Consider the following 25,782-nt stretch of genomic DNA (forward strand, 5'->3'; position numbering starts at 1 on the left):
AATGGGAGCAAGAGCGCTGCGGCGCGAGCGGCGACTCCGATGGTCGCCGAACTGGACGAGGATATTGCCCATGCAACCACAGAAGACCCTCACCGCCGGCCAGGCCCTGGTCCGCTTGCTGGCCAACTACGGCGTGGATACCGTTTTCGGTATCCCCGGCGTGCACACCCTCGAGCTGTACCGCGGACTTCCGGGCAGCGGCATCCGCCACGTGCTGACCCGCCACGAGCAGGGCGCCGGCTTCATGGCCGACGGTTATGCGCGGGTCAGCGGCAAGCCGGGAGTGTGCTTCGTCATCACTGGGCCGGGCGTGACCAACGTCGCCACCGCCATCGGCCAGGCCTACGCCGACTCGGTACCGCTGCTGGTGATTTCCAGCGTCAACCACAGCGCCAGCCTGGGCAAGGGCTGGGGCTGCCTGCACGAGACCCAGGACCAGCGTGCCATGACCGCGCCGATCACTGCCTTCTCCGCCTTGGCCTTGAGCCCGGAACAGCTGCCCGAACTGATCGCCCGGGCCTACGCGGTGTTCGACAGCGAGCGTCCGCGCCCGGTGCATATCTCGATCCCGCTCGACGTGCTCGCCGCGCCGGTGGCCCATGACTGGAGCGCTGCCGTGGCGCGCCGCCCTGGTCGTGGTGTGCCGTGCAGCGAGGCATTGCGGGCGGCGGCGGAGCGCCTGGCTGCGGCCCGGCGACCAATGCTCATCGCCGGCGGCGGCGCGCTGGCGGCCGGCGAGGCGCTTGCCGCGCTGAGCGAGCGCCTGGCCGCGCCGCTGTTCACCAGCGTCGCCGGCAAGGGTCTGCTGCCGCCGGACGCGCCGCTCAACGCCGGGGCCAGCCTGTGCGTAGCGCCGGGCTGGGAGATGATCGCCGAGGCCGACCTGGTGCTGGCGGTGGGCACCGAGATGGCCGACACCGACTTCTGGCGCGAACGCCTGCCGCTGTCCGGCGAACTGATCCGCGTCGATATCGACCCGCGCAAGTTCAACGACTTCTATCCCTCTGCCGTAGCGCTCAGGGGCGATGCCCGGCAGACCCTGGAGGCGCTGCTGGCGCGCCTGCCGCAGGAGACCCGCGACGCCACACCGGCCGCCGCGAGGGTGGCGCGCCTGCGCGCGGAGATCCGCGCGGCACACGCGCCGCTGCAGGCGCTGCACCAGGCGATCCTCGACCGGATCGCCGCTGCGCTGCCGGCCGATGCGTTCGTCAGCACCGACATGACCCAGCTGGCCTATACCGGCAACTACGCGTTCGCCAGTCGAGCGCCGCGCAGCTGGCTGCATCCCACCGGCTACGGCACCCTCGGCTACGGCCTGCCGGCCGGCATCGGCGCCAAGCTCGGCGCCCCGCAGCGCCCGGGCCTGGTGCTGGTCGGCGATGGCGGCTTCCTCTACACCGCGCAGGAACTGGCCACCGCCAGCGAGGAACTGGACAGTCCGCTGGTGGTGCTACTGTGGAACAACGACGCGCTCGGCCAGATCCGCGACGACATGCTCGGCCTGGACATCGAGCCGGTCGGCGTGCTGCCGCGCAACCCCGACTTCGCACTGCTGGGCCGCGCCTACGGTTGCGCGGTGCGCCAGCCGCAGGACCTGGACGAACTGGAGCGCGACCTGCGCGCCGGCTTCGGGCAGCCCGGCGTGACCCTGATCGAACTGCGGCACGCCTGCGCGCGCTGACCGCCGGACAAGGAGAGCATCCATGCGCTATTCCGACTTCACCCAACGTATCGCCGGCGACGGCGCCGCTGCCTGGGACATCCACTATCGCGCGCTGGCACGGGTCGAGCAGGGCGAGGAAATCCTCCTGCTGTCGGTCGGCGACCCCGACTTCGATACCCCGGCGCCCATCGTCCAGTCGGCCATCGACAGCCTGCTGGCCGGCAACACCCACTACGCCGACGTGCGCGGCAAGCGCGCCCTGCGCCAGCGCATCGCCGAACGCCACCGGCAGCGCAGCGGCCAGGCGGTGGACGCGGAGCAGGTGGTGGTGCTGGCCGGCGCCCAGTGCGCGCTGTACGCGGTGGTGCAGTGCCTGCTGAATCCGGGCGACGAGGTGATAGTCGCCGAGCCGATGTACGTCACCTACGAAGCGGTGTTCGGCGCCTGTGGCGCGCGGGTGGTGCCGGTGCCGGTGCGCTCCGAGAATGGCTTCCGCGTGCAGGCCGAGGAGGTCGCCGCACTGATCACCCCGCGCACTCGCGCGATGGCGCTGAACAGCCCGCACAACCCGTCCGGCGCCAGCCTGCCGCGGGCCACCTGGGAAGCCCTGGCCGAGCTGTGCACGGCCCATGACCTGTGGATGATCTCCGACGAGGTCTACAGCGAACTGCTGTTCGACGGCGAGCACGTCAGCCCGGCCAGCCTGCCGGGGATGGCCGAACGTACCGCGACCCTCAACAGCCTGTCGAAATCCCACGCCATGACCGGCTGGCGGGTCGGCTGGGTGGTCGGTCCCGCGGCGCTCTGCGCGCACCTGGAGAACCTCGCCCTGTGCATGCTCTATGGCTCGCCGGAATTCATCCAGGATGCCGCCTGCACCGCGCTGGAGGCGCCGCTGCCGGAGTTGGAGGCGATGCGCGAGGCCTACCGCCGCCGCCGCGACCTGGTAATCGAGTGCCTGGCCGACAGCCCCGGCCTGCGTCCACTGCGCCCGGACGGCGGCATGTTCGTGATGGTCGACATCCGTCCCACCGGACTTTCCGCCCAGGCCTTCGCCGACCGCCTGCTGGACCGCCATGGCGTATCGGTGCTCGCCGGCGAAGCCTTCGGCCCGAGCGCCGCCGGTCACATCCGCCTCGGCCTGGTGTTGGGCGCCGAACCGCTGCGCGAAGCCTGTCGGCGCATCGCGCTGTGCGCCGCCGAGTTGCTCGGCCAGGCCTGAACCCCTCGGCCGCGAGCGATGCGGCCGGTCACCACGATTCGGAAACCACGATGAACGTACTGATCGTCCACGCCCACAACGAACCGCAATCCTTCACCCGCGCGCTCTGTGACCAGGCATGCGAGACCCTGGCAGGCCAGGGCCACGCGGTGCAGGTCTCGGATCTCTACGCGATGAACTGGAATCCGGTGGCCAGTGCCGCCGACTTCGCCGAGCGCGCCGATCCCGACTACCTGGTCTACGCCCTGGAGCAGCGCGAGAGCGTCAAGCGCCAGAGCCTGGCCGCCGACATCCAGGCCGAGCTGGACAAGCTGCTGTGGGCCGACCTGCTGATCCTCAACTTTCCGATCTACTGGTTCTCGGTGCCGGCGATCCTCAAGGGGTGGTTCGACCGGGTACTGGTGTCCGGGGTCTGCTATGGCGGCAAGCGCTTCTACGACCAGGGTGGCCTGGCCGGCAAGAAGGCGCTGGTCAGCCTGACCCTGGGCGGGCGCCAGCACATGTTCGGCGAGGGTGCCATCCACGGACCGCTGGAGGACATGCTGCGGCCGATCCTGCGCGGCACCCTGGCCTATGTCGGCATGCAGGTGCTGGAGCCCTTTGTCGCCTGGCACGTGCCATACATCAGCGAGGAAGCGCGCGACAACTTCCTGCGCGCCTACCGGGCGCGGCTGGAAAATCTCGAGCAGGATGTACCCCTGCGGTTCCCGCGGCTGGAGCAGTTCGACGCGCTGCTCCAGCCGCTGGCGCGCTGACCCGGGCGACGCGCGCCAGGCCAGTCAAGCGAAGACGCCCCCGACCGGGGGCGTCTTCGCTCGTGCTAGTACTGCTGGCGCGGCTTGCTCTGTAACTGCTCGGCGGCGGCCTTGGCCAGGTCCGGCGGGAGGAAGTCCTTGTCCGGATCGTAGTCCTGCTTCAGGTAGGCGCTGAGCGCCTCCAGGTCGGCCGGGCTGAGGGTGCCGGCCGCCTGCTTCAGGCGCAGGGTATCGAGGATGTAGTCGTAGCGGCTGTTGTTGTAGTCGCGCACGGCGGCGTACAACTGGCGCTGGGCGTTGAGCACGTCGACGATGTTGCGGGTGCCGACCTGGTAGCCGATCTCGGTGGCTTCCAGCGAACTCTGGTTGGAGATGATCGCCTGGCGCCGCGCCTGGACCTGCTCGACGTCGGTATTCACCGCGCGGTGCAGGTTGCGGGTGTCCTGCACCACCTGGCGGCGCTGGCCTTCGCGGGACTGCTCGCTCTGGTTGAGGCGCTGGTAGGACTCGCGGACCTGGGAGGAGGTCAGGCCGCCGCTGTAGATCGGGATGTTCAGTTCCAGGCCAATCGTGCGTTCCTCGACATCCTTGCCGTAGTGCACCAGCGGATTGGCGGCGCTGTTGGCGAAGCCGAGGGCGTCGTTGTCGCCCTTCTGGTACTGGGCCACGGCATCGAGGGTCGGCAGGTGCCCGGCCTTGCGCTGGCGGAGGGTTTCCTCGGCGGCGTTGACCGCGTAGTTGCTGGCCAGCAGGCGCAGGTTCTGCTGCACCGCGGTGTCGACCCAGGCCTTGGCGTCGTTCGGCGCCGGCGGCACCACCGGCAGGGTGTGGCGCATGCCCTCGATGGCGCTGTAGTCGCGGTTGGTCAGGGTCACCAGGGCCTGGAAGGCATCGTCCACGCGCTGTTCGGCGATCAGCCGGTTGGCGCGGGCGGTGTCGTAGCTGGCCTGGGCCTCGAGTACGTCGGTCTTGTCGGAAAGGCCCACGTCGAAGCGCTCGTTGGCCTGGTCCAATTGACGCTTGAAGGCGGCTTCCTCGGCCTTGCTGGTGGCCAGGTTGTCCTGGGCGCGGAGCACCGTGAAGTAGGTCTCGGCGCTGCGCAGGATCAGGTCCTGCTGGGTCGCGGAGAATTCCAGCTTGGCCTGGTCGCTGGTTTCCTTGGCGGCCTGCCACTGGAACCAGCGGTCGGCGCGGAACAGCGGCTGGCTGAGGCTGGCCTGGACCACATGACTGCTGCGTTTGACCGTGGCGGCCGGTTCGTCGAGAGCGATCCGTGAGTCGCCGATACGGCCGCCGGCGCCGAGTTGCGGCAGCAGGCCGGCGCGGGCCTGGGGCACCACTTCCTTGCGCGCCAGGTAGTCGGCCTGGGCGGCGGCGAGGTCGGCGTTGTTGTCGACGGCTTCCTTGTAGACGCTGATCAGGTCGGTCTTGGTCGGCAGCGGGGTCGGCTGGGCGGCCCAGGCGACACCGGTAGCAGCGGCCACGGCGGCCGCCAGGGAGAGTCTGCGCAGCATTCGTTCGTCCTGGAAAAGATGCGAGGTGGGGCAAGGCTAAGGTCGCTACCGGTAGCGGTCAAGGCACCTGCGCGGCAACTGATCGAAGAGCCAGTCCGGATCGATGTGCCGGCGAACGTGCGGGGATCTGCGTCTTCCCTGGCGAGAGGGCGCCGGACTGGACCATGACTGCCGGTCGGGTGGGGCGTTTTCCCGTTGGCGAATCCCGCCGGTGTTGATTAGACTGCCGGGGTTCTTGTCGGGGTGCCCTATACGAGGGGCTGAGATCGGATAGTTCCGGATCCCGTTGAACCTGATCGGGCTAGCGTCCGGTTCCGCCTCGCGCGGACCGCAGCAACCCGCGTAGGGAACAAGATGTCCGCGCCATGCCTGCCTTGCCGGCGCGTCCTTCTCGCCACCAGTCCCGGTGGCCCCGCGTGCCAGGTTCTCCCGACAATCACCCAGGAGAGCCATCGATGAGCGCAACGCAGAAGAACAACATCACCCGCCTTGAGCAGCTCGACCGCCAGTCGACGCAGCCTTTCCCGAACTCGCGCAAGGTCTACCTGACCGGCTCGCGCCCGGACATCCGCGTCCCGGTGCGGGAAATCTCCCTCGCCGACACCCCCACCGCCTTCGGCGGCGAAAAGAACCCGCCGGTGTTCGTCTACGACACCTCCGGCCCGTATACCGACCCCGAGGTCCGCATCGATCTGCGCAAGGGCCTGCCTGACGTGCGTTCGCGTTGGATCGACGAGCGCGGCGACACCGAGATCCTCCCCGGCCTGACCTCCGAGTTCGGCCAGGCCCGCCTGGCCGACGCCAGCCTCGACGCCCTGCGCTTCGCCCACGTGCGCACGCCGCGCCGGGCCAAGCCGGGCGCCAACGTCTCGCAGATGCACTACGCGAAGAAGGGCATCATCACCCCGGAGATGGAATACATCGCCATCCGCGAGAACATGAAGCTGCAGGAAGCCCGGGCCGCCGGCCTGCTCGACCAGCAGCACCCGGGGCACAGCTTCGGTGCCAACACCCCGAAGGAAATCACCCCCGAGTTCGTCCGCGAGGAAGTCGCCCGCGGCCGCGCGATCATTCCGGCGAACATCAACCACACCGAGCTTGAGCCGATGATCATCGGCCGCAATTTCCTGGTGAAGATCAACGGCAACATCGGCAACAGCGCGCTGGGCTCGTCGATCGAGGAAGAAGTGGAGAAGCTCACCTGGGGCATCCGCTGGGGCGCCGACACGGTGATGGACCTGTCCACCGGCAAGCACATCCATGAAACCCGCGAGTGGATCCTGCGCAACAGCCCGGTACCGATCGGCACCGTACCGATCTACCAGGCGCTGGAGAAGGTCAACGGCGTCGCCGAGGACCTGACCTGGGAAATCTTCCGCGACACCCTGATCGAACAGGCCGAGCAGGGCGTCGACTACTTCACCATCCACGCCGGCGTGCTGCTGCGCTATGTGCCGCTGACCGCCAAGCGGGTCACCGGTATCGTTTCCCGCGGCGGCTCGATCATGGCCAAGTGGTGCCTGGCGCACCACCAGGAGAACTTCCTCTACACGCATTTCGAAGAGATCTGCGAAATCATGAAGGCCTACGACGTCAGCTTCTCGCTGGGCGATGGCCTGCGTCCGGGCTCGGTGGCCGACGCCAACGACGCCGCCCAGTTCGGCGAGCTGGAAACCCTCGGCGAGCTGACCAAGATCGCCTGGAAGCACGACGTGCAGGTGATGATCGAAGGCCCCGGCCACGTGCCGATGCAATTGATCAAGGAAAACATGGACAAGCAGCTGGAGTGCTGCGACGAGGCGCCGTTCTATACCCTCGGCCCGCTGACCACCGACATCGCCCCCGGCTACGACCACATCACCTCCGGCATCGGCGCGGCGATGATCGGCTGGTTCGGCTGCGCCATGCTCTGCTACGTCACGCCCAAGGAGCACCTGGGGCTGCCGAACAAGGATGACGTGAAGACCGGGATCATCACCTACAAGATCGCCGCCCATGCCGCCGACCTCGCCAAGGGCCACCCGGGCGCGCAGATCCGCGACAACGCGCTGTCCAAGGCGCGCTTCGAGTTCCGTTGGGAGGACCAGTTCAACCTTGGCCTGGACCCGGATACCGCGCGGGCGTTCCATGACGAGACCCTGCCGAAGGACTCGGCCAAGGTCGCGCACTTCTGCTCCATGTGCGGACCGAAGTTCTGCTCGATGAAGATCACCCAGGAAGTCCGCGACTACGCCAAGGAGAACGGCCTGTCCGACGAGAGCAAGGCCATCGAGGCCGGCTTCCAGGAGCAGGCGGCGCGCTTCAAGGACGAAGGATCGGTGATCTACAGGCAGGTGTAGGTCGCGCCACCGGGCCCCTCGCCGCGGCGAGGGGATTCGGGGTGTCGGAAGCGTCAGCCGCGGCCGGGGAACAGGTTCGGCTTGACGATGCCGTTCAGGCGCGGATACGGGATCTTCAGTTCGGGGTGGGCATAGGAATACGGCGCGATGGAGTAGGCGTCGTACTTCAGCGTCACCGCGCCGAAGGTCAATGCCACGTGCGGGGTGCGCTGGAACGGCCAGGTCTTCTGGAAATCGGCGTCCTGGTCGAGCTTGTTGGCCAGCAGCCAGGCCTTGTGCGCCAGTTCGGCCTGTTTCCAGAAGGTTTCTTCCTGGCCGGGAACCAGCATGTCCTGCAGGCTCAGCACCTTGTGCTGCCTGCGGTCGTAGTTGATGAAGCCGCGACCGGGCATGCCGTGGGCGCCGCCGGTGAACAGGTAGCTGGAAAGCTCGATGATCACCAGACCGTCATGTTGTTCGCGCACCTTGGCTTGCAGGTAGCTGCTCCAGCCCGGCTCGGCGCTGTCCAGGAACTGCCGCTCGTAGGCCGCCAGCGATGCCGGCAGGGGCGTTTCGTTGTTTTCCCGGGTCATTTCCAGCAGGGCGCGCTCGACGATCGGGTCCAGCTGCGGTTCGTCGGGGAACTTCAGGGTGTCGATGTTTACCAAGGGGCACTGTTCGCCCTGGCAGCCGGGCTTCAGGTGCTCGCTGGCGAGGCGCTCGGTGGGCAGCGGGTCGTCGAGGCCGGGCTTGAAGAAGCTCTGGCAGGCGCTCAGCAGAACGACCAGGCTGCCGAGGGCGGCGAATTTCAGAAGGCGCATGGGATTCCTTTTGCGGCGGTGGATGGGCGGGCTCGAAGCGTCGACCAGTCCGTTTCGACCCTGGCGCCGCGCTTGAGTTCGGCCCGCGCAAACCCCAAGTATGGCTTAGCCGTGGCCGGGAAACACGCCCGCGCGGCGAGTGCCACGAAGTTTTCCCGAGCCGTCCTGAAAGTGGCTGCGCCCTGCGCCGGGCCGCGATAGGATGGCGCGAAACCCACATACCCGAGTGAAGTGAGTCGAGGATGTCCGAAACCTTCAAACCCGCCCCCGGTGACGTCGAGCTCGTGCAGCGCGAGGAATGCTTCCGCGGCTTCTATCGTCTCGATCGCCTGCGCCTGCGGCATCGCCAGTTCGACGGCAGCATGGGCCGGGAAATCAGTCGGGAACTGTTCGTCCGCCATGACGCGGTCTGCGTGCTGCCCTACGACCCGCAGCGCGATTGCGTGGTGCTCATCGAGCAATTCCGCGTCGGGGCGATGCAGAAGCTCGCCAACCCCTGGCTGCTGGAGCTGGTCGCCGGCCTGATCGACAAGGACGAGCAACCGGAGGAAGTGGCCCATCGCGAGGCGATGGAGGAGGCTGGGCTGACCCTCGGTGCGCTCTGGCCGATAACCCAGTACCTGCCGTCGCCGGGCGGCACCGACGAGGTGGTGCACCTGTTCGTCGGCCGTTGCGACAGCGAAGGCGTCGGCGGCGTGCATGGCTTGCCGGAGGAGGGCGAGGACATCCGCGTCCACGTCTGGCCGTTGGAAGATGCGCTGCAGGCCGTGCGCGACGGGCGGATCAACAACGCGGCGAGCATCATCGCCCTGCAGTGGCTGGCCCTGAACCGGGCCGAGGTGCGTGGGCTATGGGCCTGAACCTGCTGCGCGAGCGCTACCGGGTCGACCTGGCCAGCCTACAGGCGACCTGCGAAGCGAACTACGCGCGGCTCATGCGCCTGCTCCCGGACATGCGCGAGACGCAGGCCTCGCGCCGGGTCGCGCTGAGCGAAGGGGAGCGGCTGCTCGGCGTCCTGGCGCTGGAAGTGACCGAGGCCTGCCCGTACACCACCACCCTGCAGGTGCGCCAGGAACTGGGCCTGCCCTGGTTGCCGGCGCCGCGGCTGGAAGTGCGGGTCTACCACGATGCACGGATGGCCGAGGTGATCGGCGCCGAACAGGCGCGGCGGCTGATGGCGATCTATCCCTACCCGAACCAGGCGATGCACCAGCCCGACGAGAAGAACCAGCTCAACCTGTTCCTCGGCGAGTGGCTCGCCCACTGCCTGGCCTGCGGCCACGATATGGTGCCGGTGGCCCAGCGCTGAGCGGTTGCAGGCAAAAGGCCAGTTGAATGGCATCAAGCCAAAAGTAGTCCTCGCAACTGTGATCTGTTCCGCTTTCCGGGTTTGCCGCCACTTTCGTCGGTCACCATAATCACCCCATTCACCGCGGACGCCTCGCCTTCAGGAGACGGCCCCTTGTCACGCCATTCGAACACTCCCGCCACCGACGCCTCCGTACTGCTGGTGCAGCTTTCGGACAGCCACCTGTTCGCCGAGGACGGCGCGCGCCTGCTCGGCATGGATACCGCCCATAGCCTGGAAAAGGTGGTCGAGCGGGTCGCCCGGGAGCAACCGCGGATCGACCTGATCCTCGCCACCGGCGACGTCTCCCAGGACGGCAGCCTGGATTCCTACACACGCTTCCGCAGGTTGAGCGCGCCGCTGGCCGCGCCGTTGCGCTGGTTCGCCGGTAACCACGACGAACGCGAGCCGATGCAGCGGGCGTCCGAGGGCAGCGACCTGCTGGAGCAGGTCGTCGACGTCGGCAACTGGCGCGTGGTGTTGCTCGACTCGAGCATTCCCGGAGCGGTGCCGGGCTATCTCGAGGACGACCAGCTCGACCTGCTGCGGCGCGCCATCGACAGCGCCGGCGAACGCTTCCTGCTGGTTTCCTTCCATCACCACCCGGTGCCGATCGGCAGCGACTGGATGGACCCCATCGGCCTGCGCAACCCGCAGGCGCTGTTCGACCTGCTGGCGCCCTATCCGCAGGTGCGCTGCCTGCTGTGGGGGCACATTCACCAGGAGTTCGACCGCCAGCGCGGCCCGCTGCGCCTGCTGGCCTCGCCGTCCACCTGCGTACAGTTCGCCCCCGGCAGCAGCGACTTCACCCTCGACCGCCTGGCGCCGGGCTACCGCTGGTTGCGCCTGCACGACGACGGGCGCCTGGAGACGGGGATCTCGCGGGTCGACGACGTCGTCTTCGAAGTGGACTACGACACCGCCGGATACTGACATGCCCCCCGGTCGCGGGATGCCGCGGCCGCGTGCGTCGTTGCCGATCGGCGCGCAGGCTGGAAGATGAAGCCTGGAAGCTGGTACCGTTCGGCTTTCCCTACCGAGTTGAAGCCCATTAGCCCGTTCCCGATGACTGCGACCAGCCCATCCCTGCTGTATATCCACGGCTTCAACAGTTCGCCCGAATCGCACAAGGCGCGCCAGCTGCAGGCGGCTTTCGGCCACTTGGGCCTGGCCGAAGGCCTGCGCGTCCCGGCCCTGCACCATCACCCACGGCAGGCCATCGCCCAGTTGGAGCGGGCCATTGCCGAGCTCGGGCGACCGGTGCTGGTCGGCAGCTCCCTGGGTGGCTACTATGCGACCCATTTGGCGGAGCGCCATGGCCTGGCGGCGATCCTGGTCAATCCGGCGGTCGCCCCGCATCGCTCCTTCGACGGCTACCTGGGCGCGCAGACCAACCACTACAGCGGCGAGACCTGGGAACTCACCGAGGACCACGTGGCGGCGCTGGCCGAACTGGAAGTCACGCGCCTGCAACGTCCCGAGCGCTACCAGGTATGGCTGCAGACCGCCGACGAAACCCTCGACTATCGCGCCGCGCAGTCCTTCTACCGAGCCTGCGCGCTACGCATCCAGGCCGGCGGCGACCACGGCTTCCAGGGCTTCGCCCGGCACCTGCCGGCGCTGCTGGCGTTCGCCGGCTACCCGTCGGCGCTGTGGCGCGACACCGATTTTTCGACTTTTGACTGAATAGAGACCCCATGGCTACTTACAACGCAGACGCCATCGAAGTCCTTTCCGGCCTCGACCCGGTGCGCAAGCGCCCGGGGATGTACACCGACACCACCCGCCCCAACCACCTGGCCCAGGAAGTCATCGACAACAGCGTCGACGAAGCCCTGGCCGGCCACGCGAAGAGCGTGCAGGTGATCCTGCACCAGGACAACTCGCTGGAAGTCATCGACGACGGCCGCGGCATGCCGGTGGACATCCACCCGGAAGAGGGCGTGCCGGGCGTCGAGCTGATCCTTACCAAGCTGCATGCCGGCGGCAAGTTCTCGAACAAGAACTACCAGTTCTCCGGCGGCTTGCACGGGGTCGGCATCTCGGTGGTGAACGCGCTCTCGACCCGGGTCGAGGTACGCGTCAAGCGCGACGCCAACGAGTACCGGATGACCTTCGCCGACGGCTTCAAGGACAGCGACCTGGAAGTCATCGGCACGGTCGGCAAGCGCAATACCGGTACCAGCGTGCATTTCTGGCCGGATCCGAAGTATTTCGATTCGGCGAAGTTCTCGGTCAGCCGCCTCAAGCATGTGCTCAAGGCCAAGGCGGTGCTGTGCCCGGGCCTGAGCGTGGTGTTCGAGGACAAGAACACCGGCGAGCGCGTCGAGTGGCACTTCGAGGACGGCCTGCGCTCCTACCTGACCGACGCGGTCGCCGAGCTGCCGCGCCTGCCCGACGAACCCTTCTGCGGCAACCTCGAAGGTTCCAAGGAAGCGGTGAGCTGGGCCCTGCTGTGGCTGCCCGAGGGCGGTGAGTCGGTGCAGGAAAGCTACGTCAACCTGATTCCCACGGCCCAGGGCGGCACCCATGTGAACGGCCTGCGCCAGGGCCTGCTCGACGCCATGCGCGAATTCTGCGAGTTCCGCAACCTGTTGCCGCGCGGCGTCAAGCTGGCGCCCGAGGACGTCTGGGAGCGGATCGCCTTCGTCCTCTCGATGAAGATGCAGGAGCCGCAGTTCTCCGGGCAGACCAAGGAGCGCCTGTCGTCCCGCGAGGCGGCGGCGTTCGTCTCGGGCGTGGTGAAGGACGCCTTCAGCCTGTGGCTCAACGAGCACGCCGAGATCGGCCTGCAGTTGGCGGAACTGGCGATCAGCAATGCCGGGCGTCGTCTCAAGGCGGGCAAGAAGGTCGAGCGCAAGAAGATCACCCAGGGGCCGGCGCTGCCCGGCAAACTGGCCGACTGCGCCGGACAGGAACCGATGCGCGCGGAACTGTTCCTGGTCGAGGGCGACTCCGCCGGCGGCTCGGCGAAGCAGGCGCGGGACAAGGAATTCCAGGCGATCATGCCGCTGCGCGGAAAGATCCTGAACACCTGGGAAGTGGACGGCGGCGAGGTGCTCGCCAGCCAGGAGGTCCACGACATCGCGGTAGCCATCGGCGTCGATCCGGGCGCCAGCGACCTGGCTCAGCTGCGCTACGGCAAGATCTGTATCCTCGCGGATGCCGACTCCGACGGGCTGCACATCGCCACGCTGCTCTGCGCGCTGTTCGTCCGCCATTTCCGCCCGCTGGTGGAAGCCGGCCACGTCTACGTGGCGATGCCGCCGCTGTACCGCATCGACCTCGGCAAGGAAATCTACTACGCCCTCGACGAAGCCGAGCGCGACGGCATCCTCGAGCGCCTGGCCGCCGAGAAGAAGCGCGGCAAGCCGCAGGTCACCCGCTTCAAGGGCCTTGGCGAAATGAATCCGTTGCAACTGCGCGAGACCACCATGGATCCGAATACCCGGCGGCTGGTCCAGCTCACCCTGGAGGACGCCACCGGTACCCTGGAGATCATGGACATGCTGCTGGCCAAGAAGCGCGCCGGTGACCGCAAGTCCTGGCTGGAGAGCAAGGGCAACCTGGCCGAGGTGCTGGTCTGATGCGCCGCCTGCTGGCCATCCTCGGCCTGTTCGGGGGCCTGGTCCAGGCGGCCGAGGCGCCGCCAGAGCCACCGGTTCCGGCAGCCTTGAGCTTCATCTCCGAACATGCGGTGGAGGGCATGCGCGGCGGCAACCTCTCCGGGCTGGCCTGGTGTGGCGGCGCGCTGTGGACGGTTTCCGACCGCGACGACGACCGCCTGTATCGCCTGCAACCCTCGGCCGAAGGCTCCGACCAGCCCTGGCAGGCCGAGGCCGAGAGTTTCATCACTCCGACCCCGCCGGACAGCGGGTTGCCCTGGGGCATGAGCACGCGGGTCTGGCTCAGTGGCCTGGTGCGCGGCGGCAACCTCGACTTCGAAGGCATCGCCTGCGATGCCGCCGGCAATCGCTACCTGGTCAGCGAGGCGCACGCGGCGGTCCTGCAACTGCCGGTGAGCGGCGCGCCGAACTGGCTGCGCCTGCCGCCCGGCCTGCTGCCGCAAGCGCGGGCCAGCGGCATGCTGATGAATTTCAACGCGCTCTTCGAAGGGATCGCCGTCGACCCCGAGGGCAAGCGCCTCTGGCTGGCTGCCGAGCGCGAGCGCCGCGGCCTGCTGGTGGCCCACCGCGACAACAGTGCCTGGCGCTGCGAGGGCAGCTGCGTACTGCTCGCCGAGGGCGGCAAGATCGAGCCGCCGCCGGAACTGGGCAGCGCGCGCAAGCTGCCGAAGGATTTCTCCGACCTCGCCTTCTACCGCGGCAAGCTGTTCACCCTGGAGCGCCTGGCGCATCAGATCTGCCGCCGCGACCTGGCCCAGGCCAAGGTCGAGCGCTGCTGGTCGTTCGCCTCGGCGGTCCTGGCGCCGGAGCGTCGCTACGAGCTGCCTTATGGCGTCGCGGAAGCCCTGTCGCTGGACGACAAGGGCGCCTGGCTGGGCATCGACAATGGCGACCATGCGCGCGCCGATGGCGACGTGCGGCCCTTCGTCCTGCGCTTCGCCGCGCCCGCCGGCGGCTGGTTGGGGGACAAGTGACGCAACAGGCGCCCGGTCAGCGGCTGGGACGGATCATGCTGGTGCTGGCCTGGATCGCCGGGCTGGCGCTGGCGACGCGCTATTTCGGCGTCTGGGAAGATCGACAGCGCAACCCGAACCAGACGCCGCAATCGATCCATGGCGACGGCTACGTCGAGTTGCGCCTGGCCAGCAGCCGGCAGGGCCATTACCTGCTGAACGGGCAGATCAACGGCCAGGGCGTGACCTTCCTGCTCGATACCGGGGCGACCCAGGTGGCGGTGCCGGAAGCCCTGGCGGCAAGACTCGCGCTGGAGCGCGGCGCGCCGATCACCCTGAGCACGGCCAACGGCCGCGCCACGGGCTGGCGCACGCGGCTGGACCAGCTGCAACTCGGCGATATCCGCCTGTCCGGGGTCGCGGCGCTGATTGCGCCGGGCATGGACGGCGATGAGGTGCTACTCGGCATGAGCGCCCTGAAACAACTCGAATTCACCCAGCGCGACGGCACCCTGGTGCTGCGCCAAAACACTTCTCCGTGAGGTACGCATGAGCGAATCCCTCGATCTGAGCCTGGAAGGGGTCGAACGCCGGTCGTTGGCCGAGTTCACCGAGCAGGCCTATCTGAATTATTCCATGTACGTGATCATGGACCGCGCTCTGCCGCATATCGGCGACGGCCTGAAGCCGGTGCAGCGACGCATCGTCTACGCCATGAGCGAACTGGGGCTGGATGCCGATTCCAAGCACAAGAAGTCGGCGCGCACCGTCGGCGACGTGCTCGGCAAGTTCCACCCGCACGGCGACTTGGCCTGCTACGAGGCCATGGTGCTGATGGCGCAGCCGTTCTCCTATCGCTATCCGCTGGTGGACGGCCAGGGCAACTGGGGGGCGCCGGACGATCCCAAGTCCTTCGCCGCCATGCGTTATACCGAGGCGCGCCTGTCGCGCTATTCCGAGGTGCTGCTCAGCGAACTGGGCCAGGGTACCGTGGACTGGGTACCGAACTTCGACGGCACCCTCGACGAGCCGGCCGTGCTGCCGGCCCGCCTGCCCAACCTGCTGCTCAACGGCACCACCGGCATCGCGGTGGGCATGGCCACCGACGTGCCGCCGCACAACCTGCGGGAAGTCGCGTCGGCCTGCGTGCGCCTGCTCGACCAGCCGGGCGCGACGGTCGCCGAATTGTGCGAACACGTGCCGGGCCCGGACTTCCCCACCGAAGCCGAGATCATCACCCCGCGCGCCGACCTGCAGAAGGTCTACGAGACCGGCCGCGGTTCGGTGCGCATGCGCGCGGTGTACCGCGTCGAGGACGGCGACATCGTCATCCACGCCCTGCCGCACCAGGTGTCCGGTTCCAAGGTGCTGGAACAGATCGCCGGGCAGATGCAGGCCAAGAAGCTGCCGATGGTGGCCGACCTGCGCGACGAGTCGGACCACGAGAACCCGACCCGCATCGTCATCATCCCGCGTTCGAACCGGGTCGATGTCGAAGAGCTGATGACCCATCTGTTCGCCACCACCGACCTGGAAACCAGCTACCGGGTCAACCTGAACATCATCGGCCTCGACGGCAAGCCGCAGGTCAAGGACCTGCGCCAGTTGCTCTCGGAGTGGCTGCAGTTCCGCATCGGCACCGTGCGTCGACGCCTGCAGTTCCGCCTGGACAAGGTCGAGCGCCGCCTGCATCTGCTGGATGGCTTGCTGATCGCCTTCCTCAACCTCGACGAGGTGATCCACATCATCCGCACCGAGGATCAGCCCAAGGCGGTGCTGATGGAGCGCTTCGAACTCAGCGAGGTGCAGGCCGACTACATCCTCGACACCCGCCTGCGCCAGTTGGCACGCCTGGAAGAGATGAAGATCCGCGGCGAGCAGGAAGAGTTGCTGAAGGAGCAGAAGCGCCTGCAGACCCTGCTCGGCAGCGAGGCCAAGCTGAAGAAGCTGGTGCGCGAGGAGCTGATCAAGGACGCCGAGACCTACGGCGACGACCGCCGTTCGCCGATCGTCGCCCGCGCCGAGGCCCGCGCGCTGTCGGAAACCGAGCTGATGCCCACCGAACCGGTGACCGTGGTGCTCTCGGAAAAAGGCTGGGTGCGTTGCGCCAAGGGCCACGACATCGACGCCGCCGGCCTCTCCTACAAGGCCGGCGACGGCTTCAAGGCCGCCGCGCCGGGACGCTCGAACCAGTATGCGGTGTTCATCGACTCCACCGGGCGCAGCTACTCGCTGCCGGCCCACAGCCTGCCGTCCGCGCGAGGCCAGGGCGAGCCACTCAGCGGCCGGCTGACGCCTCCGCCGGGGGCCAGCTTCGAATGCGTGCTGCTGCCGGACGACGATGCGCTGTTCGTGATCGCTTCCGACGCCGGCTATGGTTTCGTGGTCAAGGGCGAGGACCTGCAAGCCAAGAACAAGGCCGGCAAGGCCCTGCTCAGCCTGCCCAACGGCTCCGCCGTGGTGGCGCCGCGCCCGGTGCGCGATGTGGAGCAGGATTGGCTGGCGGCCGTGACGACCGAGGGCCGTCTGCTATTGTTCAAGGTCTCCGACCTGCCGCAGCTCGGCAAGGGCAAGGGCAACAAGATCATCGGCATCCCCGGCGAACGCGTGGCCAGCCGCGAGGAGTACCTCACCGACCTGGCTGTTCTGCCAGCCGGGGCGACGTTGGTCCTGCAGGCTGGAAAGCGTACCCTGTCGCTCAAGGGCGACGACCTGGAACACTACAAGGGGGAGCGGGGCCGGCGAGGCAACAAGCTGCCGCGCGGTTTCCAGCGCGTCGACAGCCTGCTGGTGGATATTCCGACACAGGATTGAAATGAGCCGTTACCGGTCTCCGATCTCTCGCATATCCGCAAGGGAATGGCGAAAGCGGCCTCTTCCGAGGCCGGCTTTCCGGGGGAATGTCGTCTCCCTGGCGGGTTCCGCCGGGTTTTCCCCTGACGCAGGTGGTCCGAAACCGGTTTCGGAATACGCTCTGCCTCTGGAGCTATGGCGCTGGTTAGGGGATGATACGCCCCTTCGGCCGCCGTTTCCGATGGCGGGTGGCCAGTAGAATTCAAGTCTTGCATCAGTAGTGCCGATCTTCGGCGAAATACGGTGGTTCTCGATGAGCGCGTGGCGCGTCTTCGCATGTCTTTCCCTCGTCAGCCTGCTCGGGCTGACGGGTTGTGCGGTCCATCCGCCGGCCCAGCTCTACCAGTTGGACGTCGGTGCCGCCGCAGTACCGAAAAAGGATGGCGGTGCGGCCGTCCTGCTCGGCCCGGTACAACTGGCCGACTATCTCAAGCGCGATGTGATGGTGCAGCGGCAGGCCGACGGTATTCTCAGCCTGTCCACCGACGCGCGCTGGGCCGGTAACCTGGAGACCAATGTCAGCCAGCAACTGCTGCGGCAGATGTCCAGCGAGCTGGGCAGCAGCCGCCTGGCGCTGTTCCCGGAAAAACCCGGTTTCACCCCCCAGGTCCAGGTGATGCTGACCATCAGTCGCCTCGACTCCGGCCCCAAGCAGCCGGCGGTGATCGAGGCGCGCTGGCGCCTGCTGGACCAGAAGGGCGACCTGAAGGACAGCCGGGTGTTCCACGAGGAAGAACGGCACCAGGGCAGCATCGGCGACCAGATCCGTGCCCAGAGCGACCTGCTCAAGCGCCTGGCGGCGCAGTTGGCCAAGGACGTCAAGCCGATCGCCGTGGCGGCCGAGGCGCCGCCGCCGGCGACCGCGCGCAAGCCGGTGGCCAAGCCGAAGGCCAAGGAAGAGGAAGGTCCGAAAATGCCGCTGGTGGTGCCGATTCGCACCGATGCCGAGGTCTATCGGTTCTGATTGTCGAGAGCCGACCAGGAACAAGCCCCGCCGAAGCGGGGCTTTTTCGTTTCGGCGTCAGCGTGAGCGGCGCAACAGGAAGCGCAGGGCCATGCCGGCGAGCGCCAGCAGCAGGCAGGGCAGCCAGACCCAGCGCGCCTCCGATTGCAGCACCAGCAATCCGCGTTCGCTGAGGAAGCGCGACAGACCGATCGGCGACACGGCGATCGGATGGAAGGGCATGAAGTAGCGGGCGTCGCTCCAGGGCCAGAACCAGGCGACGCCCAGCCCGCCATTGGTCATCGCGTCCAGCAGGCTGTGCGAGGCGGTGGCCAGCGCCACCCACAGCCCGGCTTTCAGCGGTCCGCTATGCAGCGGCCGGCAGGCGAGGGCGGCGAGCGCGCCGAGGATCGCGGCGAACAATAGCGAATGGCTGAAGCCGCGATGGCCGAAGGCATCGTGATAGGCGATGCCGAGCTTGAAGGCGACTACGTCGAAGTCCGGCAGGCAGGCGGCGAGCATGCCTGCCAGCAGCAGGCGTGGCGGGATCACCCGGCTGCCAAGGGCCAGTCCCACCGCCAGGACCGGCAGCGGGTGGGTGATCAGGGTGGTCACGGGCGGGCGCGGTCGTGCATGCGCGCCAGTTGGCGCTCGAGCATCGACGGATACGGCTCCAGCAGACGCTCGACGCAGCAGGCTCCTTCCGGACTGGCGATGGCGCGGATACGGGCGCGCTCGCGGACCACCGCGTCGTCGGCGATGCTGCGTTCGACCAGCAGCAGGTTGCGGCTGTGCTGGTTGAGGGCGAGGGCGTTCTGCACGGTTTCGTTGAGCAGCAGGTCGGCCTGGGTCTGTTCGCTGAGGTCTTCGCCGAGGCTCAGGCCCAGTTGCAACTGCAAGGTGATGCCGCTGTCGGCGACCTCGATCTGTAGGGCATGGCCGAGCGCGCGCATCAGTTCACCGCAGCAGAGCGCGTTGGTCAGGTAGTCGGCGCGGTTGTCGCGGCTGTGGAAGAGAATCAGGCTGCCGCCGTCGCTGAGCGTGTGCAGGCTGCCCTTGTACTGGCGGGCGGCCTGTTCCAGGCAGTCGCGATAGCGTTGCAGGAGGTCCACCAGGCGGCTGCGCGGCAACCGGCGCAACTGTTCCTGGGCGCCGAGCTGGATCGCCAGCACCGCACTGTGTTGCGGTTCGCGCGCAGCGGCGGGCGCCGCGGGCTGGTCCCCGGCTTCGGCTCCGTTCTCGTCGAAGGCGTCCTGGTCCAGCGGGTCTTCGTCGATGGAGGTGAATTCCACCGGCTTGGTCTCGTCCAGCAGGGCGTCGCCCAGCGGAATGTCGTCTTCCTCGAAGGCCGAGGCCTCGACCTTGCGGCTGCGCAGGTCGGCTTCGTCGTCTTCCAGCAGGATGTCGTCGAAGTTCTGCGGCAGCGGTGCTTCTTCCGGCTCCGGCGCCGGCGGCTTCTCCGGCACCAGGCGCTCTTCCAGGTCGCGCGCCAGGTCGCCCAGCTCGTTCTGCAGTTCGGCGCCGGGGGCCGGATTGTCCGGATCGCGCAACCAGACACGCAATTGCAACAAGGGTGTGGAAATCTGCCGCCCCAGGCGCAGGCTGAAATACAGGGCGAGGATCAGCAGGATCAGGCTGATCAGGCCCATGCTCTGCAGGCTGATCATCATCGGCTGCTGGAACTGCTGCATGTCCAGGCTGATGCGCAGGTGCCCGGCGATCACTTCCTGGAAGGTGATCGGCGTCGAGTACAGGCCTTCGGTGGCGCCGAGCAGGCTCTGCTTCGGACGGCTGCCGGCCTCGGCGAGGATGCGCTGGTCGACGCTGTAGATCGCCGCATGGGCCACCAGCGGGTTCTTCACCAGGTTGTTCAGCAGCACGTTGAGGCTGAGGATGTCGTTGGACACCAGCAACTCGGTGGCGGACGCGGCGGTCTGGGTGATCAGGCTCTGGCCCAGGGCATCGGCCTGCTGCTGCATGGCCTGGCGAAACTGCATGCCCATGACCCAGGCGTAGATCAGCAGGGCCAGGGCCACCAGGATCAGGCTATGGCTGGCGAGCCGCAGGGCGATCGGGACGCGGCGCTGGCGCAAGGCACGAAACAGCAGGAGGAAGAAATTGTCGGGCTTGACGGACGTGGGCCGGGTCACAGGGGGCTCGGTCTTCTGAAATAGAGGTATCGCGCAGTATAACCAGCGCCCCCCGAGGGGCAAAGGGCCGTTGACGCGCTTTCCAGGCCGCCGCGCGGCGGTTTCGCGGGTTTTCCCGGCCGGTTCCGACCGGTGGTGATGGCAAATGCCCGGCTCTGCGTCTCTCGGGTGTGCGGGAAAGCGGGTAGAATGGCGTCTTTTACCTGGCGGAGCTTACGCCTTGCGCGAAATTGTCCTGATCAACATCACCGGGGAAGACCGCCCCGGTCTCACCGCGGCCATCACCGGCGTACTGGCCCAGGGCGGGGTGAACATCCTCGACATCGGCCAGGCGGTGATCCACGACACCCTGTCGTTCGGCATCCTGGTGGAAATCCCGGATACCGAAGCCGGTTCCTCGGTCCTCAAGGACGTGCTGTTCACCGCCTACAAGCTGGACCAGCAGGTGCGCTTCACCCCGGTCTCGGAAGAGGACTACCGGCAATGGGTCGACGGCCAGGGCAAGGCGCGGCACATCGTGACCCTGCTCACCCGCCGGGTGACTGCCGAGCAACTGCAGAGGGTCAGCTCGATCACCGCCAAGTACGCGCTGAACATCGACCACATCGACCGTCTCTCCGGGCGCATGCCGCTGGACATGCCCGCCGACCAGGGCAAGGGCTGCATCGAGTTCTCGGTACGCGGCGAACCGGCCGATCCGGCGGCGCTGCGTGCGGAATTCCTCAGCGTCGCCCAGGAATTGAACGTCGACATCGCTTTCCAGCAGGACAGCGTGTTCCGCCGCAATCGCCGGCTGGCGGTGTTCGACATGGATTCGACGCTGATCGAGGCGGAAGTCATCGACGAACTGGCCAAGGCCGCCGGCGTCGGCGAGAAGGTCGCCGCGATCACCGAACGGGCGATGCGCGGTGAACTGGACTTCCGCGCCAGCTTCAAGGAGCGCCTGGCGCTGCTGCAGGGACTGTCGGAAGACGTACTGGAGGAGATCGGCGCCTCGCTGCGTCTGACCGAGGGTGCTGAAACCCTGTTCGCCGAACTCAAGCGCCTGGGTTACAAGACCGCCATCCTGTCCGGCGGCTTCACCTATTTCGCCCGTCAATTGCAGGCGAAGCTGGGGATCGACTACGTGTTCGCCAACGAGTTGCAGATCGTCGACGGCAAGGTCACCGGGGTGGCGGTCGAGCCGATCGTCGATGCCCAGCGCAAGGCCGACCTGCTGCGCGAACTGGCGGCGAAGGAAGGTCTGAGCCTGGAGCAGACCATCGCCGTCGGCGACGGCGCCAACGACCTGCCGATGCTCGGCCTGGCCGGCCTGGGCGTGGCGTTCCGCGCCAAGCCGCTGGTCAAGCAGTCGGCCAAGCAGGCGATCTCGACCCTGGGCCTGGACGGCATCCTCTACCTGCTCGGCTACCGCGACCGCGAAGGGCGAGCCTGAGGCCGGCGGGCGCCTCTTGCCGGCCCGGCAGCCACGAACCAGGTCGGTAGAGCGGAAAAGCAACGGGCGCCCAGGGCGCCCGTTCTTCATTCGTCTCCCGAGGAGAAGTCGTAGTCCATCGCCTGGCTCGGCCCCTGCAGGTAGTAGCCCTGGATGTAGGTGGCGCCGGCTTGCCACAGGGTGGCGAGGACGCTGGCGCTCTCGACGAAGGGGACGATGCTGAGCTTCTGCTGTTCGTGCAGTTCGGCGATCAGGCCCTTGAGGATCTCCTGGTTTTCCACCTGGTTGAGGTCCTGGACGAAGGAGCCATCGATCTTGATGAATTGCACGGTCAGGTGCTTCAGCGCGTTGAACGGATTCAGCGAGCAGCCGAACTGGCTGATCGCCGCCTGGCAATGCAGGGTGGCCAGGCCCTGGGTCAGTTGCTTGGCCTGCTTCAGATAGCTGGTGGCGTCGGCTTCGCTGATCTGGAACACCAGCGACTCCGGCGGCAGGCGCGCGGCCTTCAGCGCCACCCCGAGCCAGGGCAGCAGGCCGGGGTCTTGCAGACTGGCGCTGGACAGGTGGACGAACAGCTTGGTCTGGTGCCCCTTGGCGCGATGCTCGGCGAGCAGCTTGATCGAGTTGAGGATCACCCAGCGGTCGATCTTCTCCGCCAGCCCGGCTTCCTTGGCGGCATGCAGGAACTCCGCCGGCGGCACTTCCTGGCCCTGCGGATTGAGCAGGCGCAGGAGCACCTCGTAGTTCTCGTGGCTGTCGCCGCGCAGGCTGATGACTGGCTGGAACAGCAGGCGGAAGCTGTTGGTCTCCAGCGCCTGCTGGAGGATCGCGATGACGTCGCCGCGCTGGGCGGCGGCGGCAAGCTCTTCCGCCGGGTTGTACTGCTTGATCTGCGACCCGCCCTTGCGTGCCGCGTCATCGGCGCAGCGATGCGCACGGTTCATCACGTCCTGGGCCTTGGCGGTCTTCTCGTCGAGACCGGCGACGCCGATGCTGAGGGTGGCCTGAGCGCTGCGGCCGTTCAGCTCGAAAAGGTGGTTCTCGACCTTCTTCAGCAGTCGTTGCAGTGCCGCTTGCGCCTGCTCGGGAGTCTTGCCCTTGAACAGGGCGGCGAAGATCGAATCGCCGAAACGCGCCAGGTCGGCTTCTTCGCCGAACTGTTCGCGCATCAGTCCGGCCAACTGGCCGAGCAGCAGGTCGATCCCGGAAAGCCCGTGGTCGGCCTGGAGCGAGGGGTAGCCGTTGAGATGGATATAGGCCAGGGTCGACGGCTTGCGGGCGGTCACCGCCTGCTGCACGGCGGCATCCATCAGGTCGAGGAAGTGGCTGCGGTTGTAGAGTCCGGTGACCGGGTCCTGGCTGCTGACTTCGCGGAGCTTTTCTTCCAGTTCGGCGTTGTCGACCTCGCCGCGGATCACCACCTGGATGCAGGGTTCGCCGTCGTAGGTGGCGGCGGAGAGGCTGATGCGCGCCTTGAATTCCTGGCCGTCGAGCTTGACCCCGGTGCAAACCAGTTCGGTCTGGCGCTGGTCGTTCTGGTAACCCTTGAGGAAATCCTTGAAGGCGCCCTGGTCGCAGGAGGCGATCAGGTCGATGACTGGCAGGCCTTCCAGTTCCTCGGCGTCCTCGTAGCCGAACAGCGCCATGTAGGAGCGGTTGGCGTAGATGTGCATGCCGTCGTGGACGTAGGTGATGGCGTCGACCGAGCTGTCGAGCAGCAACTGGCAGCGTTTTTCCGCCTCGCGCAGGGCCAGTTCGGCGGCGCGGCGCGCGCGGCGTTCGGCGAGGCCGGCCAGCTCGCGGTTGGCGACCAGCACCAGGCGCTCGTCCTCGCCTTGCGGCAGGGCGTCCTGGGCGCCGAGCATCAAGGCGTCGGTGATGGCGTCGGAGCTGTTGTCGGCCACCAGCTGGATGAACGGGATGTCGCGCGACTGGCGGCGCAAGGTGGCGAGCGCCTCGCCGGGCTCGAGACACTCGCTGGTCGGCGCGGCGATCAGCAGGTCCCAGCTTTGCTGGAGGGTCTCGGCGAGGTCCTCGGGAGAGGTCAGTCGATGTACGCGGGTCGCGTGGCCGGCATTGCGGAACAGACTGACCAGGCGTTCGGCTTCGTTCTGCGAGTCTTCCAGAATCAGCAGGCGGATGGTTTTCTTTTCGATGGCCATGGAAAGGGCTCAGTCCGCGTCCGGGCGGGCGCGAAAAGACGGCGAATGGAGGTGTCGGGGCAATCTACAGAGACTTCCAGAGCGAGTCAAAATCTTCCTCCCCCGCAGGCGGCCGGGCCACTGGCGCTGTGACCGGCTTATCGCTCGGGGTGTTCACCGGTTCCGCCGAGCGGTATTCGAACTGGCTGAAGCTGCCGGTCGAGGCCTGCCGGCGATTCAGCACCGCGCGCCGCTCCTCGCCGTGCAGGTTGATCTGCACCCGGCTGCCCTCCTGGAACGGCAGGCGCGGGGTGATCACCGTCGCCGGCCGCGAGATCGCGGCGATTTCCGGCAGCAGCAGGGCGCGCAGGTAGTGGCTGCTCTGCTCGGTCTTGCGCAGCAGTTGCAGGCCGCAGGGCTGCGCCGCCGGGGCGATCATCTCGATGCCCATCTGCGTGCCGCCATTGCGCACCTGGCGGATCCAGCGCACCACCGCGATGCTCCACGCCTGGCCGGGAAGGTCCTGCAGGCCGACCAGTTCGCCCGCCTGCAGTTGGGCGGGCACCTCCTTTGGCCAGCTCAGGCAATAACCGCCGGGGCTGTGGTTGACGATGGGCAGGGCGTAGGTCGGATAGTCCTCGGTGGCGTCAGTCTGTGCGTGGGCCTGCGGGTGATCGGGCTGCCCACCGCGGGGCGACTGGTGCGGCCGGTACTCGATTTCCTCCAGCGGCATGCCGGGCTGCCAGTCGGTGACCTTCTGCGCATCGAAGGCGCCGGCCCAGGCGTCCTGGACGTCGGCCTTGAAGCGAGGCGCCTCGGGCGCTTCCTGGATCTGCAGGACCTCGTTGAACGGGCGGCGCCCGGCGAGGAAGTAGTGCAGGGCGCTCATGCCGATGCACAGGGTCAACTGGCCCTGGCCCTGGGTGCGCTGGAAGGTACGTTCGGCGATGTCACCTCAGGCCGAGGAGAGATGTTGCAGCAGGTCCAGGGTCACCCCTTCGATCAGCGGCAGGCGCGCCTTCGCGCGCTCGGCCTCGGGCTGCAGCAGGTATTCGCGGATCAGTTCGACCAGCGGCTGGGTGTCGATGCCCAGGGCATTGGCCAGTTGGGTCTCCGGGTACAGCGAGCGGTAGCGCGGCGGGCCGTCGATCTGCGGCACGGCGATGAACAGCGAGCCGGGCAGCGCCGCGCTCTGTATCGACAGCAATTGGCTCCAGGGTTCGAGCACCTCGGCGAGCCGTGCAATGTTGTTCTGGCGCATCTGGTTGCAGCGCGCGCAGCCGAGCAGCAGCGGTATCAGGTAGGCCTGCTCGACGCTCAGGCCGGGGGTGTGCTTGGCCAGTTCGTCGCGCACCGCGAGACGATGCACACCGCGCTGGCTGGCCAACTGGTACAGCTGGTGGAGTTCCAGCCAAAGCCCCTCGGGGACCGGGCAGTACAACTGGCTGGCACGGATCAGCGGGCCGCACAGGCTGCGGATCGCCCGCTGGATACCGACCGCGAGCAACTGCGCGCGGTCGCGGCTGTTGCGCGGCGCTTCCTGGACCACGATCAGCTTGTAGCCGATGGCCAGGTGGTTCTGCAGGGCCTGGCAGAGGTTGGCGATCTTGCGCGGCCGTTCGTCGAGGACGATGGCCTGGTTGAGGAAGTGCCGTTCCAGGTGGGCGCAGACGAAATGCACCTCTGGACGGAACAGTTCGAGCAGTTGCAGGCGGGCCTCGACGGGCAGCACCAACTGGTTGAGTTCGATCAGGCCCTGGTAGAGCTGGCGCGCGGTTTCCCCGAGGTTGGCCTTGGGCAGGTGCGCCAGCCAGTACTTGATGTCCTTCGGGGTGGCGTCGCAGAAGCTCAGGTTCTGCTGCGTCGGAGTGGGGACGCGCAACGAGAGGTGGGGGCTCTGGTTTTCCATGGGGGGTTAGACGGCTCCGCTACTGAAAAGGCTCTACGGGGGGTTGAAGCCCCGGAGAGGTGCCGGACTTCCGATCGCCGCGGCTGCGCCTCCTCTTTCTTAACACGGGAGGCGGGTTCATCGTCGTGGCC

At 67.5% G+C, this 25,782-nt stretch carries 19 protein-coding genes, 1 pseudogene and 1 riboswitch; of the genes and pseudogenes, 14 read left to right on the forward strand and 6 right to left on the reverse strand.

Annotated elements, in window-relative coordinates; genetic code table 11:
- The first annotated feature begins 1 nt into the window (after nt 1).
- From HMPREF2924_RS01500 to HMPREF2924_RS01510, 3 genes are read left to right on the forward strand one after another with little or no spacing between them, the layout of a single operon-like run.
- The gene (locus HMPREF2924_RS01500; RefSeq protein ID WP_003135631.1) at nt 2-1,681 is read left to right on the forward strand and encodes a 5-guanidino-2-oxopentanoate decarboxylase; all 1,680 of its coding nucleotides are present in this window, start codon (nt 2-4) and stop codon (nt 1,679-1,681) included.
- 22 nt (nt 1,682-1,703) lie between these two features.
- On the forward strand, nt 1,704-2,885 hold the full coding sequence (aruH, locus tag HMPREF2924_RS01505; protein ID WP_003135629.1) for an arginine--pyruvate transaminase AruH: 1,182 nt from the start codon (nt 1,704-1,706) through the stop codon (nt 2,883-2,885).
- Between the two features lie 50 nt (nt 2,886-2,935).
- Entirely contained in the window at nt 2,936-3,640 is a 705-nt protein-coding gene (locus HMPREF2924_RS01510; protein ID WP_003135627.1) for an NAD(P)H-dependent oxidoreductase, read from the forward strand.
- A gap of 65 nt (nt 3,641-3,705) precedes the next feature.
- Here HMPREF2924_RS01510 and opmH read toward each other — a convergent pair whose 3' ends face one another.
- A complete protein-coding gene (opmH, locus tag HMPREF2924_RS01515; protein WP_003123581.1) occupies nt 3,706-5,154 on the reverse strand; it encodes an efflux transporter outer membrane subunit OpmH in 1,449 nt (482 codons plus the stop codon).
- A gap of 229 nt (nt 5,155-5,383) precedes the next feature.
- Nucleotides 5,384-5,520, forward strand: a riboswitch (TPP riboswitch).
- Between the two features lie 89 nt (nt 5,521-5,609).
- Between opmH and thiC the strand changes: the two genes are divergently transcribed.
- Complete coding sequence (thiC, locus tag HMPREF2924_RS01520) at nt 5,610-7,493, forward strand: phosphomethylpyrimidine synthase ThiC (RefSeq protein WP_003135615.1); 1,884 nt, start codon at nt 5,610-5,612, stop codon at nt 7,491-7,493.
- Between the two features lie 53 nt (nt 7,494-7,546).
- Here the strand turns inward: thiC and HMPREF2924_RS01525 are convergent, their stop codons facing one another.
- Entirely contained in the window at nt 7,547-8,293 is a 747-nt protein-coding gene (locus HMPREF2924_RS01525; protein WP_003135613.1) for an RsiV family protein, read from the reverse strand.
- Nucleotides 8,294-8,535: 242 nt separating this feature from the next.
- On the opposite strand from HMPREF2924_RS01525, the gene HMPREF2924_RS01530 reads away from it, so the two are divergent.
- The 9 genes from HMPREF2924_RS01530 to HMPREF2924_RS01570 all read left to right on the forward strand — a co-directional run bounded on the left by HMPREF2924_RS01530 (nt 8,536) and on the right by HMPREF2924_RS01570 (nt 18,037).
- A complete protein-coding gene (locus HMPREF2924_RS01530; RefSeq protein ID WP_003095694.1) occupies nt 8,536-9,153 on the forward strand; it encodes an NUDIX domain-containing protein in 618 nt (205 codons plus the stop codon).
- Nucleotides 9,144-9,602 carry a DUF1249 domain-containing protein gene (locus HMPREF2924_RS01535; protein ID WP_003135611.1) on the forward strand — a complete coding sequence of 153 codons (459 nt, stop codon included), beginning with the start codon at nt 9,144-9,146 and terminating at the stop codon, nt 9,600-9,602. The genes HMPREF2924_RS01530 and HMPREF2924_RS01535 overlap by 10 nt, the downstream gene beginning before the upstream one ends.
- Before the next feature lie 153 nt (nt 9,603-9,755).
- Entirely contained in the window at nt 9,756-10,574 is an 819-nt protein-coding gene (cpdA, locus tag HMPREF2924_RS01540) for a 3',5'-cyclic-AMP phosphodiesterase (RefSeq protein WP_003135609.1), read from the forward strand.
- A 132-nt stretch (nt 10,575-10,706) separates the two neighbouring features.
- A complete protein-coding gene (locus tag HMPREF2924_RS01545) occupies nt 10,707-11,327 on the forward strand; it encodes a YqiA/YcfP family alpha/beta fold hydrolase (protein ID WP_003095691.1) in 621 nt (206 codons plus the stop codon).
- Nucleotides 11,328-11,338: 11 nt separating this feature from the next.
- Entirely contained in the window at nt 11,339-13,228 is a 1,890-nt protein-coding gene (gene parE, locus HMPREF2924_RS01550) for a DNA topoisomerase IV subunit B (protein WP_003095690.1), read from the forward strand.
- Nucleotides 13,228-14,241 (forward strand): esterase-like activity of phytase family protein, encoded by a 1,014-nt coding sequence (locus tag HMPREF2924_RS01555; protein WP_003135607.1) that lies wholly within the window; start codon nt 13,228-13,230, stop codon nt 14,239-14,241. The genes parE and HMPREF2924_RS01555 overlap by 1 nt, the downstream gene beginning before the upstream one ends.
- Complete coding sequence (locus HMPREF2924_RS01560; RefSeq protein WP_003135604.1) at nt 14,238-14,762, forward strand: retropepsin-like aspartic protease family protein; 525 nt, start codon at nt 14,238-14,240, stop codon at nt 14,760-14,762. The genes HMPREF2924_RS01555 and HMPREF2924_RS01560 overlap by 4 nt, the downstream gene beginning before the upstream one ends.
- 7 nt (nt 14,763-14,769) lie before the next feature.
- Nucleotides 14,770-17,034 carry a DNA topoisomerase IV subunit A gene (gene parC / locus HMPREF2924_RS01565; RefSeq protein ID WP_033940430.1) on the forward strand — a complete coding sequence of 755 codons (2,265 nt, stop codon included), beginning with the start codon at nt 14,770-14,772 and terminating at the stop codon, nt 17,032-17,034.
- Nucleotides 17,035-17,326: 292 nt separating this feature from the next.
- On the forward strand, nt 17,327-18,037 hold the full coding sequence (locus tag HMPREF2924_RS01570) for a PqiC family protein (RefSeq protein WP_003110318.1): 711 nt from the start codon (nt 17,327-17,329) through the stop codon (nt 18,035-18,037).
- A gap of 57 nt (nt 18,038-18,094) precedes the next feature.
- Here HMPREF2924_RS01570 and HMPREF2924_RS01575 read toward each other — a convergent pair whose 3' ends face one another.
- A complete protein-coding gene (locus HMPREF2924_RS01575; protein ID WP_003095684.1) occupies nt 18,095-18,631 on the reverse strand; it encodes a metal-dependent hydrolase in 537 nt (178 codons plus the stop codon).
- On the reverse strand, nt 18,628-20,166 hold the full coding sequence (locus HMPREF2924_RS01580) for a YtjB family periplasmic protein (RefSeq protein ID WP_003095683.1): 1,539 nt from the start codon (nt 20,164-20,166) through the stop codon (nt 18,628-18,630). Before HMPREF2924_RS01580 ends, HMPREF2924_RS01575 begins: the two co-directional genes overlap by 4 nt.
- Nucleotides 20,167-20,386: 220 nt before the next feature.
- On the opposite strand from HMPREF2924_RS01580, the gene serB reads away from it, so the two are divergent.
- Complete coding sequence (gene serB / locus HMPREF2924_RS01585) at nt 20,387-21,601, forward strand: phosphoserine phosphatase SerB (RefSeq protein ID WP_003095681.1); 1,215 nt, start codon at nt 20,387-20,389, stop codon at nt 21,599-21,601.
- A gap of 86 nt (nt 21,602-21,687) precedes the next feature.
- On the opposite strand, the gene fimX is transcribed toward serB, so the two are convergent.
- Together fimX and fimW are read right to left on the reverse strand one after the other, a co-directional pair.
- The gene (gene fimX, locus HMPREF2924_RS01590) at nt 21,688-23,763 is read right to left on the reverse strand and encodes a cyclic di-GMP-binding protein FimX (protein WP_003095680.1); all 2,076 of its coding nucleotides are present in this window, start codon (nt 23,761-23,763) and stop codon (nt 21,688-21,690) included.
- A 64-nt stretch (nt 23,764-23,827) separates the two neighbouring features.
- Nucleotides 23,828-25,651 (reverse strand): annotated as a pseudogene (gene fimW, locus HMPREF2924_RS01595) (cyclic-di-GMP receptor FimW).
- Nucleotides 25,652-25,782: the final 131 nt, after the last annotated feature.

The sequence above is a fragment of the Pseudomonas sp. HMSC063H08 genome, assembly GCF_001813645.1.
In the GTDB taxonomy this organism is placed as follows: Bacteria; Pseudomonadota; Gammaproteobacteria; order Pseudomonadales; family Pseudomonadaceae; genus Pseudomonas; species Pseudomonas aeruginosa.